Annotated in this window: 7 protein-coding genes; all 7 read left to right on the top strand. The window is 56.3% G+C overall.

Annotated elements, in window-relative coordinates; translation table 11 throughout:
* Nucleotides 1-27 precede the first annotated feature (27 nt).
* Complete coding sequence (locus EJQ19_RS00440; protein WP_126139240.1) at nucleotides 28-8472, top strand: S-layer homology domain-containing protein; 8445 nt, start codon at nucleotides 28-30, stop codon at nucleotides 8470-8472.
* A gap of 90 nt (nucleotides 8473-8562) precedes the next feature.
* Entirely contained in the window at nucleotides 8563-9117 is a 555-nt protein-coding gene (locus EJQ19_RS00435) for a redoxin domain-containing protein (RefSeq protein WP_126139239.1), read from the top strand.
* A gap of 213 nt (nucleotides 9118-9330) precedes the next feature.
* Complete coding sequence (locus EJQ19_RS00430; protein WP_126139238.1) at nucleotides 9331-10863, top strand: extracellular solute-binding protein; 1533 nt, start codon at nucleotides 9331-9333, stop codon at nucleotides 10861-10863.
* 92 nt (nucleotides 10864-10955) lie between these two features.
* Nucleotides 10956-11909, top strand: a complete 954-nt coding sequence (locus tag EJQ19_RS00425; protein WP_126139237.1) for an ABC transporter permease — start codon at nucleotides 10956-10958, stop codon at nucleotides 11907-11909.
* A 12-nt stretch (nucleotides 11910-11921) separates the two neighbouring features.
* The gene (locus tag EJQ19_RS00420; RefSeq protein ID WP_126139236.1) at nucleotides 11922-12797 is read left to right on the top strand and encodes a carbohydrate ABC transporter permease; all 876 of its coding nucleotides are present in this window, start codon (nucleotides 11922-11924) and stop codon (nucleotides 12795-12797) included.
* A gap of 23 nt (nucleotides 12798-12820) precedes the next feature.
* Entirely contained in the window at nucleotides 12821-14038 is a 1218-nt protein-coding gene (locus EJQ19_RS00415; protein WP_338143313.1) for a hypothetical protein, read from the top strand.
* Nucleotides 14039-14724: 686 nt separating this feature from the next.
* Nucleotides 14725-18585, top strand: a 3861-nt coding sequence (locus EJQ19_RS00410; protein ID WP_206438341.1) for a bacterial Ig-like domain-containing protein, incomplete at its 3' end; no start/stop codon positions are given.

Here is an 18585-nt window from a genome sequence, read left to right as displayed (position 1 = left end):
TATGACAGATGAAGGGGTGAAATCAAAATGGGTCGCACTACGCTGAGGATGTTGAGCCTGTTTCTCGCCATCTCCGTTGCACTAAGCAGTTTGATGCCGCAAACGTTCGGATCTCCTGCGACAGCTTCGGCACGCACAGCCATCGATGAAGCATCGGATAACATGTTTCGCAGCCTGCTGGCCGGGCTAACGCCCGAATCGCTTTTGGCGGCTTCCGCTAAGCTGGAGGCGCCGCAGCTTGATCCGCTGCCCGCCCTTACGAACGAAGAGAGCCTTGTCGTTGCCGGCAGCGCTGCAGCCGGCGCTGCGGTCACGGTGACTTACAGCGTGTATAACGGGGACATCGTCGAAGAAGAGACGATCGAAGCCGATGAAACAGGGCGCTTCAACTACTTGCTATGGCTTGATTCCGCTGATGGCGTGTATCAGATCGCGGCAACGGCGGAACTCAACGGGGAGACAAGCGAGGCATCGGCTCCGGCTATCATAGAAGTAGATCGAACGCCGCCGAAGATGGTAGAGGACGAGCGCTGGCAGCTTGCTTATCCGACCGATTCGACCGTGCTGCTGCAATGGTCGCCGCCTCAAGTGTCTAACGGCAGCGGCGGCAAGATCGCCGATCCTTCGGTTGTCGGTTACCGGATTTATGACAAGACGGGCCAGTTGCTGAAGGAAACGGCCAACACGGAATATTTGCTGGAGAACCTTGCTTCGGGAAAAGCTTACACTTTTCGGGTCTGCGCCTTCGATGCGGCGGGTAACGAGTCTGATGACAGACAAATCTATGCAGGCACTTCTCCGGCTGGCGAAGTGAAGTTGACAAGTGCGGGTTTCCCGGGCACAACGCTTCTTCTCCGGGATGGCAGCGCTGTGTTGTATATGGCGGAGGATCAATCGCTTCTGCATCGCATCCAAACGGAAACCGGCGTTGACGAGGTCGTGAATGTGACCTCTGACGGACAGGCGCTGAACGGAGATTTGAAAGATCTTGCGGCGGATCGCTCGGGACGGGTCATCACATTCGCTTCGAAGGCAACCAATCTGGCTGTCGCAGCTCCAACGGATGGGTCCAAATATGCCGTATACGTCTATCAGGCCGACTCAGGCGAAGTCACAATGATTTCGAATCCGGCCTTGCGTGCGGAGCAACCTTCGCTGAGCGCAGATGGAAGCCGGGTTGTCTTCGCAGAAGGCGGTCAAATCTACGTGTATGACGTGATCGCTCATACGAAAAAGCTGATCAGCCACAGGGCTGATCAATTGCCGGGCAATGGCGTCAGTCAGATGCCGGCGATTAGCGGCGACGGCTCGCACGTCGCGTATTGGACGACATCCACCGATTTGCAGGATGCGACCGATCCCGACGGAACCGATGCGGTTGCCGTCTACGACATGGCTGCCGGCACGCACGTCTGGATCAGCGGGTATGCCAAGCAAGTCAGAAAACCGACCCTCAGCAACGATGGCCGATTCTTGGCCGTGAGCGTGGGATTCGGCATTGGCTGGAATAAATTGTGGGCGATCGATCTCAGGGACGTCGACCCGGATCACTGGACGGAGGATTTCTTTCCAGACAATCGCGATTCGAGCGAGCGGAAGGATAAAAACTACCTGGAGACTTCCATGAGCGGTGATGGAAGGTATGTAGTTGCGACGCTCCACGACAATAACCCGTCAGGCAGCATCTACCTTACGAACTATGCAGAACGGTTCGATCGGGATTCCGGCCAAGTGGACAGAATCGGAAACCCGGCCATATCTGCGGACAACGCCCAGATCGATGAGATCGGCAACCGGGTGTTGTACGTTCGTGACGGCGAGATGTACACCTACTGCTACGGCGAATGTCAGCAGCAACAATCCGGTGCTGCGGTCGATTCAGCGTCATGGTCAGTGATGGACGGCGATCTTACATTCAGCAGTGTAAATCCCGGCGGTGGGGTAACGATTACGGCGTCCGGGAGTCCGGGACAGGCGGTTGTCGCCGATATCACCTATCAGGAGATGATAGGCAGCGATCCCGCCATGACGAAGACGACCATGCGAACGATGGAATTGACGGAAACGCCGGCAGCATCCGGTTTCTATCGCGCAGTCTTCACAGTCGCGGACGGGGTGACGCAGATCGATGCGATCAAGGCGCGATTGACCAACAGCCCGAACGGCAAATCCGCTGGGGGACTGCCGCTGCGCGTTGCGGGCAAGCTGTCGATTGACATCGTCACCGATTATCCGAGCATCTTGGGCTCCGCTTGGTTCGACTTGAGCAGCTCGAATGCCAGCTCGTCACGTAAACCGCTGACCGCTGGTATCACGCACTATGACTATTGGTGGCCAGCTGCCGCTGATACCGCCGTGGTCTTGACGGTCGCGGGCGGGACGGAGCTCGCTCGGCAGGAAGGCATCGTCGTGAATAAGGGCGCTGTGACGACGGTGAGTCTGTCGCCGGCGGCGATCCCTTCTTCTTTGACCGTCCAGGTATCCGCCGATCGCGGAGCACCGATCACGGCGGAAGTGCTGTTCATGGACGAGGGCGGAACGGAGATTGCACGCATTCCGACCGACGGGCAAGGGAAGGCCGTGCTCGTAAATCGGCATGCGGGAGAACGATTGCGAGTCGCCGTCATACCGCCTTCCGGCTATCAAGCGCCTCCGGAGCAGACGGTGATGCTGGCGATCGGCGGTACGCAACTATCCATGCCGATTGTGAAGCTGCAAGATGTCTATTCGCTCAGCTATGCAAGAGAAGTGGGCAACGGCAGTGACAAAGTGCCGGTCATCGACAGCGATGTGGTCTTGACAGTGAAGGCCGCTGCAGGACGCGCGGTGCGCGCGAAGTTGAGCAAGGACGTACGGCAGGTTGACGGGACAATAGCCGCTGACCAGGAATGGCTGACCTTGACGGAAACGAGCCCGGCATCCGGTTACTATCAAGCGACATATCGGATTGCGGAAGGTACTGCCGCGCTGAATGGATTCGTGCTGGAAATCGATGGAATACTGCAAGCACAGATCTATCCGATCGGACGCAGCATTGCCAGTCGCGTGCGGCTCGTTATCGACGCTCCGCCCAATTCGGAGAGCGAGCAGTGGATTGAGAGCGCCACGATCAGCGTGTCGCATGTCGGCTCTTCTTATTTTGCGGGCCTCTATCGGATCGAGGGGCAGGAAAGGAGCTTGTTGGTCGATGTTCCCTACCCCAACGCCCAGTATCAAGTCGTTCTTGGCGCCCGAAACACCTATAGTGACCTGGTCTATGTGACTTCGCCAGGCAGCGGGCAAACGGCGGATACAGATGCCGTTATCGCTCCGCGATTCCAGTTTGAATATCGCTTGAAAGTGGCAGAGATTGGCGATGTCATTCAAGCGACGCTTCGCGATGCTGTCAGCCGTGAAATCGTGTGGTCGGGTAATTTCTATAACGAGACAGTCGCTAAATTCACACTTCCTCGCGGAGGTGCGGCATCGGCATCGCTGGAGCTTACGGCAACGGTGGCAGACCCCGCTTACGAGAAGGCGACGATTACCTTCCAGGCCGACGTGAGAACCCGGAGCGTAGACATTGCCTTGCCGAAGAAGCCGGAGGCGCTCCTTCAGGGCCATGTACTAGGAAAGGACGGAAAGCCGGCACCCGGCAGTGCGGTCACGATAGTAGTCGGCAGCGGCAGTGCTGGCTTTACCAGAACCTATACCTTAATGACCGATTCTAATGGCGAGTACAGCATGCGGGTACCGGCCGGGCCGGTTCAGCTTCGAGCGAAGAACACAGCCGGATCCGGAAGTTTGTCGAGGGCTCTCGCACTGGATCTATCGGGCGATCGAACCGTCGATCTGCAGTTGCAAGACCTCGCCGCGGTCACGCTTCGCTTATATACCCGGCTTGGCGGCGGGGCTTGGGATGGGCCGATTGAGCTTGATTTTGCGACGAATTATCATTTGTACGTCTCGCCTCAGTTTAGCTATTCGACATTCCGGGATGGTGTATATCAGGCATGGGCGACGACCGGCGATACGATCCGTATATGCGCGAACGGTATTGAAGCCGGCTTGCCAAGCGAATGCCGGGAGGCGATCGTCGGGGCGGACAACAAGGCGGACATCGAGATCAGGTTGGAGAATCCGGGCGGCCAGGCGGCATTTCGCGCTTACGATCCGAATGGCGAACCACTAAATGTCTTGGATGCGACGCTGTACGACTTGGACAACAATGATGTCAGGAATGAACTGTTGATGCTTGACCCGGAGAGACGGCAGTTTTACGTACCGCTTGCGAGTGGCGGAAACAAGCGGATGATGCTCAGAATGCTGTATACGAATACCGCGGCTTCGGTTCAGTTCACTGCCCAGCCTGGCGGGCTTGTCACGCTCGGAGACGTTCATTTGCAGCCCGCGGGATATTTCGGTGGGGCAGGCAACGGACTGGAAGTCGGCACCGATTGGACGACGCCGGGCGGTCGCTTCACACTCCGCGCCGTGTACAAGAACTCCGTCTTGGGAACTGCGCGGGATGCGGTTATGGAGATCGATTTGCCGAAGGAAGTCGAGTTCGCGCCGGGTACACTTGTACTAAACGGCAAAGCTGTGGAGCCGGCCCTGGCCGGAAGAACACTCGAGATTCCGCTCGGAGAGATTGCGGGGCTGACTGGCGGCAGCGTGCAGTTGCAATTGAAGATGACCGGCGGCATTGACGCATCCCAGATCACAATTGCCGGGACAATGAAATATAAAGACGTTCAACTGCAAGAGCAAGAGCAAATTTTCGGATCCGCGGTGTTGAGCGTGACGCCAGTCACGCTGCGCGCGCCTGAGATCGTCACGAACTCGCAGTTTGAAGTCAGTGGATACGCGCCTGCCGGATCGGAGGTTACCGTGTACGATAACGGTGTTGCTGTCGGCCAATCCTCTGTATCCCCGGCAGGAACCTGGACACGATCCGTGAAGTTAGCCGAATCGGATGCGAGAAGGCATCAGCTTACGTCAGAGGCGACGGTCGGCGGCGTTCGTTCGCCGGGAGCGCGTGCCGTTGTCATTTATGATCCGAATGATCCCGGGCTCGAAACGGTGTCCATGCAGCAGCAGCAGGGCAGATTGGTCGCGTTCGATCCGGCGAGCGGAGTGGCCGTATTTCCTTATGTCGTGGTTCCCAATAGGCCGTTCGTGTTCGAGCTGAAGTTTCGGGATCCGTCGCGCATTTCCGATGTCTATGTGCAAATGGGAGACCAATCCGCCCGCGCGCAGCTTGTGGGTGGCAAATATCAGGCGGTACTGCCGTTTACGAACAACCTGGGGCCTGTAAGCGTCGATTACCGCAAGAAGCCCGATGCGGCCGCGGTTCCCGCCGAACTGCCGACGGAAGAGGCGTATCGGAACAGTCTGCCATCGCCGCTATCCGATTACCAAGTGGAATGGAAGGCAGGGCCTGGAGAGACGGCCCCGGACGGCAGCATCATACCTGCGGGTTCAGCAGCTTTTCAGGCCAAATTGAATGGCAAGATGACGGCTCGGATCAACATCAGCTCTGTACCCGTCGATTATACGCCCAGCGACAAAGAGCTGCGGCAAGCGCAAGCAACGGGAATTGCCGTCTATGGGTTTTCGATGACCAGATCGGTGAGCGATACAGGCATCTCCTTGCGGGTATCCGCGTACGTACCGATGGGAGCCGGGTCGTTCTCGGCGGGATCGAAAGGGCAATCCCGCGTTACAGCGCTGGCTGTTCAAGAAAAAGTCGCGTTGACGACGATGGAGTTTGCGCTGAAAGCGGCGAACCAAGGTGTTACGATTCGTGATCTTATACAAGGATTCAGCGATGCTATTGACCCTGACAGCTTTGAAGCGCGAGCAAACGCAGCGTTGGAACGGGCGAAACAAATCTGCGATCCGGCGGCGAGAGAGTATTATGTGGATTTTGCCAAGGAAGTTGCGGCAGATATGCTGATGCACAATATGGTGAAGTTCGAGCTTAGCATGGCGGCATTGGTTCTAATCCCGGGCGGATTTATTGGACTTGGATTCTGGGGCGTGAGCTATTACATCGGCCTCAAGCTGGATGAAGTCGCGAATAATGAGCTGACCGAGCTTGAAGATCATCTGAGGAATTATAACAGCGAACTGTGCAAAAAGAAGAATCCAATCAATCCGGTAGCCGAACCGAAATATATTTGGGACCCGAGCGGCTATGTCTATGAAGGCGTGCCGGACAATCGGGTGGAAGGTGCAACCGCCACTGTGTTGGAAAAAGACGGAGCTTCCGGCGAGTGGAACGTCTGGGATGCCGAGTGGTACGGCCAGACGAATCCGCTTGCGACGGACGCTCGCGGGCAGTACGGGTGGGATGTGCCGGAAGGCAAGTGGAAGGTCAAGTATGAGAAGGAAGGCTACGTGGGGGCGTACAGCGATGAATTGGATGTGCCGCCTCCGCAGCTTGAAGTCAACATACCGCTTGTCTCCTATGCCGCTCCGCTTCCGGAACGGGCGAAGGCAGCTCCAGGCGGCGCTTATGTGGATGTCTATTTCAGCAAGCCGATCGATGAGGCATCGATCCAAACGGACGCCGTAACAGTCGCGTCCGAATCGGGAGCGGAGACGCCGATTCCGGGGACAGTCCTGGCTGTACATCCGGTCGAAGCAAGTGGCAAAAGGCTGTCGAGCGTGATTCGCTTCACGCCGACTGAAGCGCTTGCCGAGGGGCTATACCGGGTCAGCGTATCCGCGACAGTAGCCAGTTATGCCGGCGTGCCGGCAGGCTCCGCTGCAGAGCTGCAAGTTAGGGTCACGGCCAGAGACGGCTCGGCACCAGCCGAAGCGGCGAATGTGACGGTTGGCGTTACGTTTGACAAGGCCACCGTCCTGTGGAGCGATCCGTCTGATGACGATTACGTCATGGCGCGTATTCGTTGGAAGCAAGCCGGAGAGGCGGCTTATGGAACGCCGATTGAAGTCGACAAGGGCACCGAGTGGGCGCAAATTCCCGGCCTGCCCGCTGCCTCGGGCTATGAATTCATGATCACGACGGTCGACGACGCCGGTAATGAATCGTCAGGCGTGACAGCGAGCTGGACGTCAGCCGCCGATTGGCGCGCGCCGCTACCGGTCACGGGTCTGAAGACCGTTAGCGTGGCGGATCGCCTGATCGCGCTTAGCTGGAAAGATCCATCATCCGCCTCCGCCGACTTGGCGAAGCTGAGGCTGTCGTGGGCCAAGACGGATCCCTCCGATGCGCCGCAGGAAGGCGAAGCGCTGCCGGGCGCCGAGTCGTTCATAATCTCGGGGCTGGCACCGGCAACCGAATATACGGTGTCGATCGCTGCCATCGATCGCGACGGCAACGCCTCGCCGGGGACGTTTATAACAGTCCGTACGGCATCTGCAAGCGCAGGCGGAACCGGCGGCGATAACGGCATTGGCGGCGGGCCAATTCATAACGGTCCTCCCGCCGCAAGTCCGAAAGAAACGAAGGTAGAGATCGATACACGAGGCGGCAGCTTCAAAGCCTTCGACGATTGGCTCGTATTGCTAGCCGAGCCGGGCGCTTATCCTGCCGCATCGACCTTGACGCTGAAGCGGGGAGCGGAGGCAGAACATCCGCTTGCTGCAGGCTACACCCGGATGTCGGATACATTGGAAATCACAGGCGCGGCTGGAGCCGCCCACGGCAAGCCGCTGCGGCTTACCGTGCGACTTGATCCGACAGTCGTCGGCAAGGCAGACCCGCGCAAGCTTGGGCTGTATAAGCTAGATCCGGCTGCTGAAGCCGGTTGGACTTATGTGGGCGGCGTCTTGGAGAAGGACGCGTTCCGCCTGACAACGGCCATTCCGTCCGATGGGACCTATGCGGTTCTGCTGTATGAACGCTCGTTTGCCGATCTGACCGCACATTGGAGCAGCGACGAGGTCGCTGTGCTCGTCAGCCGCCATCTGGCGGATGGCCTGAGCGCTGACCGCTTCGAGCCGGATCGTCCGATTACGCGGGCGGAAGTGACGAAGCTGCTCGTCAGCGCGCTGAAGCAAGGAAACCCTGCTGTAAGACCCGCACAGGGGGCGCCAGCCGGTCTGTCCGGGGAGGAAACCGGGCAGCTGATCCCGATGACGACGTTCTCGGACGTATCAAGCGAAGCCTGGTATGCTTCTTACGTGCGGATGGCAGCCGAGATGGGGCTTGTGTACGGGGATAACGGCCGCTTCCGGCCGAACGATCCCGTGACCCGCGAGGAACTCGCCACTCTGCTGCAACGGTTCGCAGCGATACAAGGATTCGAAGCCGCGCCGCCTGCTGAAGAAGCATCGTCACTTGATCTTTTCGCGGATGTGCAGGACGTGTCCAGTTGGGCGCGGGAAGCCGTGGCGCTGGCCGTAAGTCAGTACTGGATGCAGGGCATGACGGAGACCGAGCTGAAGCCGCTCGGCCAAGCGAGCCGCGCCCAGGCTGCATCTCTGCTCTTGAGGGTGCTGACGAGTCTGGGCGCCACCTAGCAATAACTTTTCGCATGCGCAGGCGGCTTGAAATCCAAGATCACGGGGCGTCTGTGCGCAATCAAATAAAATCTATAGGAGGTCATCCCCATGATCAAACACATTCATCCGGGCATGCCGGCGCCAGATTTCACCACGGCTGATATGCACGGCAACCCAGTCGCATTAAAAGATTATCAAGGTCGCAAAGTATTACTCTCCTTTTTCCGTTTCTCCGCCTGCGCGTTGTGCAATTTACGCGTGCACCAATTGATCGGCCGATTCCCGGCGTGGCAAAGTCAAGGCTTGGATGTCATCGCCGTTTTTGAATCCCCCGAGCCCAACATGAAGCAATATGTGGGTACGCAAGATGCCCCGTTTCCTCTCGTTGCCGATCCCATGGCCCTCGTATATCGTTTATACGGCGTAGAGACTTCGGAGGAGAAAGTGCAGGCCACATTAGCTGACGGAGACACGAAGAATGTCATTGCTCAGGCAGCCGCCGCCGGTTTCAAGCTTACGCCTGAGGAAGGTTCAAACTTCCACCGGATTCCGGCTGAATTTATCATTGACGAACAGGGAATCGTGCAGATCGCGCATTACAACCGACTGCTCACGGATCATTTGGAACTCGCGTCAATCGATCATTTCGCGACGAGCTTATAAGGTTAATTTTCAATAACATTAACAAATCCGCTCTTCCCGAGGTATGTGGGAGGAGCGGTTTTTTTCTAATAATCATCTTCCTGCCCGATAATCATCATCTCACATCCCGCGCCGCGCTCGGGCTTTATGAGTAAATGATTATTTCGGCACCCCTTCCGTGCCGTGTAAAGTAGGTCTCGTAGCACAACACATTCTCGCGGAGGTCAAACCGATATGAAGAGAAAATTAGTGACGATTCCCCTAAGCATTATGCTGGTATCCAGCTTCGCCCTTGCAGCGTGCGGAGATAAAGAAACAACGACACCTGCAGCTTCGACAGGCGCGGCGGCAACAACAGCAACGGCCAAAGTTGACAACACGCCTGCGGCAATTACCATCATGGCACCGCTCAATACGGCGCAAACGCCGCCGGATACCATTATTAAAGAACTTGAAAAGCTGACGAACACGAAACTGACGTACCAATTGTTCCCGGCGGACACGTACGATGAGAAGCTGAATACAACGTTTGCAACAGGCGCGCTGCCGCAAGTCGTGTATCTGAAAAACCAAGCGAGCTTCATCCAAATGAAGTCCGCGATCCGCGACGGCCAGTTCTGGGAGATCGGGCCACTGCTAAAGGACTTCCCGAATCTGGGCAAGCTGAAATCGACAACGAACGACAATACCAAGGTTGACGGTAAACTGTACACGCTCTACCGCGGCGTCGACATCGCCCGCCAAGGTCTCATCTACCGCAAAGACTGGGCGGATAAGCTGGGCATCAAGCCTCCGGCCAACATGGATGAGCTGTTCGCCATGGCGAAGGCGTTCACCGAAAACGATCCGGACGGCAACGGCAAGAAAGACACGATCGGCATCGCGGACCGGAACGACCTTATCTACGGTTCCTTCAAAACGCTCGCCGCCTGGATGGGCACACCGAACAACTGGGGCGTTGTTGACGGCAAGCTGACGCCGGAATTCGAGACACCGCAATACGTCGCAACAATGGACTACGTGAAGAAGCTGCGTGACGGCGGTTACATCAACAAAGACTTTGCGGCAACAAGTAAAACCGACCAGCAGAAGCTGTTCACCTCCGGCGTAGCGGGCATGTACATCGGCGCGATGACGGACGTGTCCTCCTTGAACAAAGATTTGGTGAAAAACGTGCCGACCGCCGTAGTTGACGTGCACAGCATGGTCGCCGGACCGGACGGCAAATTCGCGGCATGGGCGCTGCCTGGCTACGCCAACGTCCTGCTGTTCCCGAAATCGGCGATCAAAACCGAAGCGGAACTGCGCAAGATCCTGGCGTTCTTCGATAAAATGATGACGCCGGAAGTTGCCAATATGGCATTCTGGGGCATCAAAGACGCGAACTACACACTGACAGATAACAAAGCGAAGAAAACGGATGAGGAAAAATGGACTCGCGAAGTCAAGCCTTTCGCCGATATGGCGATCGGGGATGAAGATACATCCGGCCGTTACCTCGGTATCCCGACGATCCCTGCGCAAGGCAAAGCGGACGAGCTGAAAATCGCGAACCTCAAGTACGCGGTGCAGGATCCGACAGCGGCGCTCGATTCCAAAACGAATCTGGAAAAAGGCGTTCAACTGCAAGCCGTCATCACAGATGCAACGAACAAATACATCTACGGCAATATTGATAAAGCAGGTTTCGACAAAGCGATTGAAGATTGGAAGAGCCGCGGCGGCAGCAAAATCATCGAAGAATTTAATGCCGTTTACAAAAAGTGACACCGACGGGAAGTTGACGGTTGAAGGCAGAGAGGCTGCTGCTTATGCAGCGGCCCTCCCCCTCGCTTTTACAGAAAGAAAGGAAGATTCGTATGCAGGAAGTGAATGTCGCTAGGCAAAGTGTTGGCACTCAGAAGCGAAGCAGCGAGCTGGGAAGACGGCTTTGGAAAAACAAGTGGATCTATGTCATGCTGCTGCCCGGGATCCTGTATTTTATCGTGTTCAAATACATCCCGATGTACGGCTTGATCATCTCTTTTCAGAACTATAAACCTTTCCAAGGGATTACCGGCAGCGAATGGGTAGGCCTGGAGCATTTTCGCCGGCTGTTTACCGAGCCGGATTTCCTGAACATTCTAAGCAATACCTTAATTTTGTTTGGTATGAACTTGCTCTTTTATTTTCCAATTCCGATTATTCTGGCGTTGATGCTGAATGAAGTGAGAAGCAATGGGTTCAAAAAGGTTTTCCAAACGATTGTGTATTTGCCGCATTTTATGTCTTGGGTCATTATTGTCTCCATTACGTTCGTTATGCTGACGATGGATGGCGGGATTATTAACGATATTTTGGTAAACTTCGGTTTTGAAAAAGTGAATTTCTTACTGGCGCCGGAATGGTTCAGACCGGTTTATATTTTGCAGGTCATTTGGCGGGAAGCAGGCTGGGGCACGATTATTTACTTGGCGGCCATCGCTTCGATCGACCCGCAGCTCTATGAAGCGGCACGGATGGACGGTGCAGGACGCATGCGTCAAGTATGGCACATCACTTTGCCGGCAATTCGCAGTGTCATTGTCGTTTTGCTAATTTTGAAAATTGGTGCGGTTCTCGAACTCGGTTTCGAACATGTGTATTTGCTGCTCAACTCCATGAACCGGGAAGTTGCTGAGATCATTGATACTTATGTATATACAGCAGGTCTGAAACAAGGGCAATTCAGCTACAGCTCCGCCATCGGCTTATTCAAATCCGCGATCGGCCTCGTCCTGGTCATGATTGTGAACCGCATTGCGAAGAAGATGGGCGAAGAAGGCGTGTACTAGGAGGTATGCAGTGTGGTAGAAGATAGATCATTTCTAGGCCGGACGTTTAGCATCATTAACTATTTGTTGCTCACAATTATCGGACTGATTACAGTTATTCCTTTTGTGCACGTGGTGGCGGGCTCGTTCACGACCAGTGCGGAGATGGCTGCGAAAAAGTTCGTCCTGATCCCGACGGATTGGAGCATTGAGGCATATCGGTTTATTTTTTCGACGAATACGATTTTTAAAGCGATGGGCGTGTCCATCTGGACGACGCTCGTCGGCACGATTTTCTCCATGCTCGTCACGGCGCTGATGGCGTACGGGCTGTCCCGCCGCGATGTGGACGGGCGCAAAGTCATTATGTTCATGGTCGTGTTCACCATGTTGTTCCACGGCGGGCTTATCCCGACGTTTCTGGTGGTGAAAGAGCTTGGCATGATCGATTCGTACTGGGCGCTGATCATCCCTTCGTCGATCTCGGCGTTTAACCTGATCATTCTCAAAAACTTCTTCCAGAACATCCCCGAGGGCCTGGAAGAGTCGGCCAAAATCGACGGCTGCAGCGACTTCGGCATCCTGTTCCGCATTGTGCTGCCGCTTTCGATGCCGGCCATTGCGACGATTTCCTTGTTCTATGCGGTGACGTATTGGAACACGTATTTGAATGCGATTTTGTATCTGAACGAAAGTGCCAAATGGCCGATTCAAGTCCTGCTGCGTCAAATCGTCGTCCTGGCGAGCGGCATGGATGTAAGCTCCGACCTGGACAGCGTAGCGCCGCCTCCGGCACAGTCGATCAAGATGGCGGTTATTGTCGTGGCGACATTACCGATTCTGTGTGTGTATCCGTTCTTGCAGAAGCATTTTGCGAAGGGCGCGATGATTGGGTCGATTAAGGGGTAACAGCACGAGAATGATGAGACAGGTTGCGAGTTGGACAGCATGATCGAGAGGATGAAACGGTTATGGAGCAAAAAGCGAAAGTTCACGCTGCGGGTGGCGGTGGACGTGTGGAGGGTTTCGGCGATCGGATGACAGGCTTTGCCGGGAGTCGGGCGCATGGACTGCTCAGCGAGCTTGACGAGCTGTTCGCCGGGTTTGACGGCTGGCTGCGCGGTCAGTATGACGCGGCCAGCGGCGGGTTCTACTACGCGCCGAGCTCGCGGGCGATGTCCGGGGGACCGGACATCGAGTCCACCGCGCAGGCGCTGAACATTCTGGAGCGCTTCGGGTGGCTCGGCGGGATGCCGGAGGAGATGAAGCGCGGGTTGGTTCGGTTTTTCGAGAGCAAGCAGGATGCGGCCTCGGGGTACTTTTATGACGCGCATCCCGCGATGCGCGAGGACGAGGTGATGGTCGGCAGGGCCATCAGCTATAGCATGAACGCGCTGCGCAAGCTTGGCGGGCAGCCGCGATATGCGCTGCCGGTGGCGGCGAAGCAGGCGCCGGCGTACATGGCCTCGCCGGAAGCGTACGCGGCGTGGCTGCGCAGTGTGCCGCTCGTGAACAGCTGGCGCGGCTGTGACCGGCTGTCCACGTCGAGCGTGTTCATCGGCCAGGTGGAAGATGAAGGGAAGAAGGCGGCGTTCGCGAAGACGGCGTTTGACTTCTTCGCGGAGACGCAGGATCCTGAGACCGGCCTCTGGGGCGAGGGCTCGTATTATGTGCGCATCTCAGGCACGTTCAAGCTGCATATCTTCTATGACCGCTTTGGCGTGCCGCTGCCGCGGGAGGATCGGATTTACCGCAGCATCTTGCATGCGCTTCGGGAGGAAGAGGCGGCGGATATGTGCTATATCCGCAACCCGATTCACCTGCTGTCGTACATGCAGGTGGACATCCCGCCCGCGGAGCTGGAGGAAATTATCTCCATTACGTTGGCGAATATGAAGCGCCTGCTCCGGGCGGATGGCGGCTTCTCGCGCGAGCTGGCGCATTCGCCGACCGCGCCGAACGTCGCCCAGGTGAAGCCGGGCGAGGTTTACCCGGACATGCCGCAGGCGGTGCCAATCGGCGGCGGTCTCGTCGAAGGCGATATGAACGCCGGGACGCAGGCGCTCTTGATCCGAGCCGTGATCTACCGGCTCGCGGGGGTTGCCGCGCCGGAGCTGCTGCCCGGCGCGGATTTGGCGCGCTGGGCGTAGCGGCCGGCGCGGGGATGGTTCGCTGCCGGCGGCAGACGGCAGCGAATAAAGCCTTCCACGCTGGGCGCAGCAGCAGTAGCGCAAGAACTTGGGGCGGCGCGGAGCACGCGCCCACGCTTGCCGTCGGCGGCGCAGGAAAACCGCCGCCGGGCGCTCTATCGCCGCCGAGACCGGCGGCAGCCAGCGGTGCTTGCGCAAATAGAAGGGGTAAACCCCTCTATTTGCGAGTTTCCGCCGGGAGCCGGCCCAATAAGGGGGGGCAACCCCCTCTTATTGGGCTCGAAACCCGGCGAAATGCGGGCTGCCCCGACAAATAAAGGTGGTTTACCCCCTTTATTTGCGAGCTTTCCCGCCGAATCGCGGGAATAAGAGTGGTTAGCCCCTCTTAATTGCTCGCGAAGAGCGAGAGGGAGAGGTTTGCTAGAATAGGCTGGGCGTGGAGTGCCACCGTCAAAGGCAATGTTGCGGACATGCAAGAGACGCTGCTTCCCGGCGTGGATGGCAGCCGACACAGCCGACACAGCCGACATAGCCGACATAGGCGACAGACGGCATAGACAACACGAGATGACATCAAGAAAGGGCGCCGAACGGCGTCTTTCCCTTTTCGCGGGCACGGGCAGCGAAGTTACATATGCCCGCAACCAAATGTAAGCGATTCCAAAGATGACAAAGGAGAATGTCACTTGAGACAAAAACGTATAACCGCAATGTTGTTAAGTCTTTGTTTGCTTTTTGCGATGCTGCCGACAGCGGCCTTGGCAGCAGACCCGCTGCCTATGATTTCAATTCCGTCCGGCAGCGTTTGGAAGGGAAGCGTGTTCGGGGATTTAGGCGGTACGCCGAATTCCACAAATTTTGGCGTAACGGAGAAAAGCGGCGGTTCGGTGACATTGATGGCGAAGGGCGGCAAGGGTAAGATTAAGACGAGCTCTCCAAGCAGCGAAGGGCTCGCTTATTACTATCAGGAAGTCTCTCCGCAGGACAATTTTGAACTCAAGGCCAAAGCAACCGTCGATGTCTGGACGTCAGCGACGGATGCGCAGCAATCGTTCGGGATCATGCTGCGTAACGATATTTTAGATAACCTAAGCCAGAGTGGTTATTCCGGCGAATATCTTGCGGCAGGGGCGATCGATAATCGGCTGCAAGTCTTTTATAAAAACAGCATCACAGACGCTGTCGCCAAGAATATGTTCAGCGATGTGACTGCGCCGAGCGGCGGACAGAGCTACGACATCTCTATCCAAAAATCCGGTTCCGTCTACAAGCTGACCGTGAATGGGGAGACGCAAGTGCTTCCGCAGCAGATTACAAGCAGCTTCAACTATGTCGGGTTGTTTGTTGCGCGGAATACGACGGTTACGTTTACGGATGTAAGCTTTCATAAGGACAACCGTGCGCCTAGCTCAATCGCGGTAGATGCTTCGGCATTTAAAAAGAGTTACTTCGTCGGCGACAGCCTGGATCTCAGCGGCCTCAAAGTGACGGCTGCTTTCCAGGACCTTCACGAAGAGCTATTAGCAGCAGGCGATTATATAGTCGACGGCTTCTCCAGCAAAACGGCGGGAGATCACTCCCTGACCATCTATTACAACGGCCAGTCAGCCGCCGTGCCGGGTACGATTCACGTCGCACCGCGTGTCGTTACGGCACTGGACGTTCAATACATGCCAGCCAAAACCGACTACTACCCTGGCGATCACTTGGATACGCAGGGAATGATCGTGCAAGCGCAGTATAATGGCGGCGGCGATTGGGCGACGCTGGGAAGCAACGAGTACACGCTGTCTTTGCCGCCAACGGATGCTTCCTACTCGGTAACGACTGCAACATATACGCTCACGACGCCTGGCGTCACAACGGTCACAGTCCGCTCGACGGTGACAACGGACACGTATACGTCTTTTGATGTTAACGTGAACAATGCAGAACTGACGACCCTGGAGATCACGCATGCGCCGAACAAAACGAGTTACTTTGTCGGGGATACGTTTGATCAAGCCGGGCTGGTCGTGACGGCCAGATACAGCAACGGCGCAAGCGTAAAGCTGCTGCGCAGCGAGTACAACGTGGAGTTGACCGACGGTGGTCTGGCCACGCCGGGTGCGAAGTCGCTCACGGTCAAATCCTATAAGAAACCGTCACTTGTCTCTGCTCCGGTAACGATCACGGTTGCAACACCTGCGGTCACGCACGTAGCCGTGACAACGTACCCGACAACGACTTTCGCGGTCAATCAGGAGATTGATCTCACGGGTATGAAAGTCTCAGCCGTGTACGACAACAAGACCAAGGCAGAGCTGGCAGCGAGTGAATATGATGTGGATACGACCGCGTATAACAAAAGTCAGCCAGGCACGTATTACGTCGTGATTACCCCGCACAACACGGCTCTTCCAGCGGTTCAGCTGCCGGTGACGGTAAAAGCGGCATATGTGCCGGAATGGAAATCGATTCGTTTCGGACAATCGACTTCCGATGCGAATAACAAGATTGAAGTCCTTTCAGACACCAGTGTGCGACTGACCGCGCTAGAAGGCGGCGGCAAGGTTACCGGCGACCACGACGGCATTTCCTTCTATTATGTGGAGCTGGATCCGACGAAGGATAATTTCACATTATCCGCTAACATCAAGGTCACGGCGTTTGCCAAAGATCAGTACGACGGCCAGGAGTCGTTCGGCATTATGGCGCGAGATGCGATCGGCACGGCGGGGGATTCGAGCATTTTTGCCTCGAACATCGCGGCAGTTGGCGGCTACAGCGGCGGCACGACGAAGCCGATCGGTACGCAGCTGTTTATCCGTACAGGGGTAGACGCGCCGAACGCGGGGAGCGCGGGCGTGCAGAGCAAGATGCTGAGCTCGGTTCGACCGACAACCAGCAACACGTACCCGGCGGCCAATTACAAGCTGACCTTGACCAAAACGAACAGCGGCTTCACCGGCAGTTTGAATGGCAGCGAACCCGTAAAGTTTTATGCGCCGGATATTATGAGTGTGCAGGGAACGGACACGATGTACGTGGGCTTTTATACAGCCCGGTTGGCAACGATTGAGGTAAGCGATATTGATTTAAAAGTCAGCGCAGCTGCAACGGACGCGCCGATTGAGATGCCGCCTGCGGACCCGACAGCGCCTGTTTTTCGCTTCACCAGCTTGACGCGCACGTCGAATCCAATCTACAACTTGACCATGAACGCAAACGTAGCTGGAAAAGTGACGATTAAGCAGGGCGCCAGCGTGCTCGGATCTGAACTGGCGATGACGGCAGGGACCACCCTGACGGTTCCAACAACGGTGACGGCGAATACGTATACAAATTTTAGTGCGGTTTTTGTGCCGGACGATGCGCAGTACCTGACTTCCTACGATAAAATCGTGCAGAATCATACCGTCACGATGAAAACGTTCGCGGTTGGCGGCGATATTTACGCTGCATGGAACGGCACGAGCGATGGCGACGGCACGGCGGAGCATCCGCTGGATCTGGACACGGCGATAGACTATGTGGCGGCTGGGCAAAAGATTCTCTTGCTTGATGGAAGGTACGAGCGCAGCACCAAGCTGGACATTAAGAAAGGCAACGATGGCGCGGCCGGAGCTTATAAGTACTTGGTTGCGGCACCTGGCGCGAAGCCGATTCTCGATTTTGCTAAAAAATCGGAAGGCGTCGTTCTCAGCGGCAGCTACTGGCATGTGAAAGGAATTGATGTAACGCGTTCAGCCAGCAATACCAAAGGCTTTACAATCGGCGGCAGCAACAACATCGTCGAGGGCAGTCGCTTTTATGCCAATGGGGACACCGGGCTGCAGATTTCCCGGACGGACGAATCGGCTCCTCGGGCGGAGTGGCCGTCGAATAACTTGATTTTGAATTGCGAGTCGTTTGATAATGTTGATCCTTCGAATAACAACGCCGACGGGTTTGCGGCGAAGCTGACGGCTGGGACAGGTAATATTTTCCGCGGGGATATTTCCCATAACAACATCGACGATGGCTGGGATCTGTATACAAAAGCGGGAACCGGTGCGATCGGCGCCGTGTTGATCGAGGACAGCATCGCGTATAACAACGGCGTGTTGACGGACGGTACAGTAGGCGCCGGGGACAAGAACGGCTTCAAACTCGGCGGCGAAGGCATCCATGTGCCGCATATGATTCGCAACAGCATCGCGTTTGGCAACGGCGCTTACGGTTTTTCCAGCAACTCGAACCCAGGCGTGCGTGTGGAAGCGACCAATATTGGCTTCAACAATGCCAAAGGCAATTTGAATTTGACCTCGTATACGGGGATAACGCTGGATTTTGCGTTGGATGGCTTCCTTTCGTATCAAAAAAATTACACAGCGAAAGACAATTATCCGGCTTCGCTGAATTCCGCCACGAACTACATGTGGAACGGGACCAAATCGGTGAACAAGCTCGGCCAGCAGCTGAGCGATGCGAATTTCGCGAGCTTGACGCCGGTACTGCCTTATGAGCGGGATGCGAGCGGTGCGATTGTAAAAGGCCATTTCCTTCGGTACATCCCGACGGTTGTG

The organism is Paenibacillus whitsoniae, assembly GCF_003955665.1.
Taxonomy (GTDB): Bacteria; Bacillota; Bacilli; order Paenibacillales; family NBRC-103111; genus Paenibacillus_E; species Paenibacillus_E whitsoniae.
Note: the sequence above shows the minus strand (reverse complement) of the source record. Positions and strands in the feature narration are given on the sequence as shown.